3 protein-coding genes are annotated in these 2,764 nt (G+C 32.7%); 2 read left to right on the top strand and 1 reads right to left on the bottom strand.

Translation table 11 applies throughout. The features are described from left to right. Positions 1-223 precede the first annotated feature (223 nt). Positions 224-1,570 (bottom strand): MATE family efflux transporter, encoded by a 1,347-nt coding sequence (locus H8911_RS11960; protein WP_222621037.1) that lies wholly within the window; start codon positions 1,568-1,570, stop codon positions 224-226. A gap of 131 nt (positions 1,571-1,701) precedes the next feature. On the opposite strand from H8911_RS11960, the gene nrdI reads away from it, so the two are divergent. Together nrdI and H8911_RS11950 are read left to right on the top strand one after the other, a co-directional pair. Further along, positions 1,702-2,052, top strand: a complete 351-nt coding sequence (nrdI, locus tag H8911_RS11955) for a class Ib ribonucleoside-diphosphate reductase assembly flavoprotein NrdI (protein ID WP_117925575.1) — start codon at positions 1,702-1,704, stop codon at positions 2,050-2,052. 2 nt (positions 2,053-2,054) lie between these two features. Beyond that, positions 2,055-2,588 (top strand): DUF3793 family protein, encoded by a 534-nt coding sequence (locus H8911_RS11950; protein WP_117925574.1) that lies wholly within the window; start codon positions 2,055-2,057, stop codon positions 2,586-2,588. The last annotated feature ends 176 nt before the right edge of the window (positions 2,589-2,764 follow it).

Genomic DNA, 2,764 nt, shown 5'->3' with positions numbered 1-2,764 from the left:
CCTAAATTTAATCCAATATTCACATTTTCAAAGATCAATTTAAAACTAACTAAAAAATCTAGTTATTTTGTATTTTCAAACTTTTTCATAAAAAATACTTGAATTTTATATAGTTAGCTCCCTTATACAAAAGTAAAAAGGCACTTACAGCTCATGTATTTCATGAACTATAAGCACCTTTGCTTTATGTATGAACGTATTTTATTCCGCATGAAACAATTTGTCAATGTTTTTCTGAAACTTTTTGAAAATTTCTTTCCATGTGATAATAACTAGGAACCAAGATTATAACAGCACCAATCCATGCCAACACTTCTACAGGATATAGGCCAGCTTTACCAAAATAGATAGGTAGAATCAAAGCTCCAGAGATTCGCATCAATAACTCAAATAAGCCAGATACCATAGGAATAAAGGCATTGGATAAGCCCTGTATAGTAGAACGATAGGCGTGTAACATATATAAAATTGGAAGCCAAACGGTTAAACATCGTAAGAAATTCAATCCATATGTCATTGCTTCATTAGCACCTTCACTTGTTTTTGATATAAAACAAGATAAGAAGAATGGTCCAAAAATCCAAAGTATGATAGAAATCAAGATGGAAGTAGCCAAAGATAATAAAACAACTTTTTTCACACCACTCTTGATACGATCATAACGATGTGCTCCATAATTTTGTCCCGTATATGTAACCATGGCATAGCCATAAGAAACAGCTGAAATTTCAAGCACTCCATATAGCTTGTTCATAGCTGTAAATCCAGCAAGGAAATAAGTTCCATATCGATTTACGGCACTTGTTAATACCATACCACCAATTGAAATCAAGACATTTTGTAGTGCCATAGGAATTCCTAATCTAAATTGATTTTTATAGTATGTTACATCCTTACAAATTGATGTAGGCATATATTCTTTTAATTTTAATACATGATATAAACAGAAGCATCCAGCTAGAATTTGTGCAATAACTGTCGCAACACCAGCACCGATGATTCCCCACTCAAATCCCATCACGAATAGTATATCTAAGCCTACGTTAAAAATACTGGCAATAATCATGGCTTGTAGTGGTGTTTTAGAATTGCCAAAAGCACGTAAAATGCTGGCAAGTGCATTATAAAACATAGTCGCAAACAAACCGATATAAATAACGTGTGTATACGCTAGAGCTCGATCCATAATATCAGCTGGTGTTTTTAATAAAATCAAAATATTTGGCAGAAGCGGATAAATCACGGCTAATAAAACCACTGTTGATATAATCGCATTCACAACTAAAGTAGAAATACATTTTTGTACATTACTCTTATCATGAGTACCAAACGCATGAGCTATCGGAATTGAAAAACCTTGGGCAAGACCAGTCACGACTGCAATTCCCATCCATGTTAGCCAATCCGAACATCCTATGGCTGCTAACGCCTTCACACCAAGGTGTCTAGAAACAATGATAGTATCACAAACTGTATATAGCTGCTGAAATATATTTCCAAGCATTAAAGGTAGAGAAAACAAAAAAATCAACTTTAATTCATTTCCCTTCGTCATATCTTTCACTTGCATAAAACCTCTCCTATTAAACAAAAATAGTATATCATATACAATTAATTTCTTAAAAATGTTATTTACAACTAACTGCCTTAGAGTTATACTAATGATAGTTAGTTGTACCTAACTTTTAAGGAGGTAAAATCATGAAATATGCATTCGCAAGTCGTACTGGTAATGTGGAAGAAATTATCAGTTCATTAGGTATTGATGCATTACGCATCAATGATGGATCTGAGAGCATTGATGAACCATACATCTTATTTACTTATACAGATGGCTATGGGGATGTACCAGCTGAAGTCGAAAACTTCTTGATGGCCAATGGCACATTGATTCAAGGTGTTGTCTGCTCCGGAGATACAAATTATGGTGACGCATATTGCCAAGCAGCTGATAAAATCAGTGAAGATTATGGTTGTGAAATTCTATATAAAGTAGAAAATTCCGGTACACCTGAAGATATCGAAAACATCAAAAAAGCGATTGGAGCTTAATTATGCCGAAACAGCGTTTTGAATCATTATTGGCCAATTATTGTGCACCTGCACTGAAGCAATATAAATATGCCAATATGTTCCACCTTCCAAAAGACGATGATAGTATTCGATCATTTATCAAACAATACAATCAACAATTCAATTCAAAAGGGATCTTCTTTATCCTCATAGAACAAGAAACTCAATACACCATTTATGTATACAATTCCAAACTTAAAGACTATATTTCCTCAAATGCAGTTCAAAATTTTCTAAAATCCTATCAATACCCAAATACTTTTGAACTGTGTATACAAGAACTCAAAAAAAGACTTAACACAAAAAACTTTCCTCATGAAATAGGTGTATTTCTTGGTTATCCCTTAGATGATGTAATTGGATTTATTGAACACAAGCCCTATTACTTAGTCGGAGATTGGAAGGTCTATCAAAACGTGAATGAGGCTAAAAAGCAATTTGATTTATTTAAACAAACAAAAGAAAAAATGTTGAATCAAATCCATAATGGATATGAATTATGTGAAATTCTTTAACAAATATTTATTTTTTCTTCTTTCATCGACCATTTATCGTTTTTTGGTCTATGGTACTACGTCAAGAAAAAGGACTCATAAAATAGATAAATTTTAAATTCTAATGTTTTGAATAATAATTATTCTCATATTGATTTGGTGATTCATAACCGCAATGGCTATGGATTCGTATCGTG

The sequence above is a fragment of the Holdemanella hominis genome, assembly GCF_014306155.1.
Lineage (GTDB): Bacteria > Bacillota_I > Bacilli_A > Erysipelotrichales > Erysipelotrichaceae > Holdemanella > Holdemanella hominis.
This window is presented reverse-complemented; position numbering and strand designations above follow the sequence as displayed.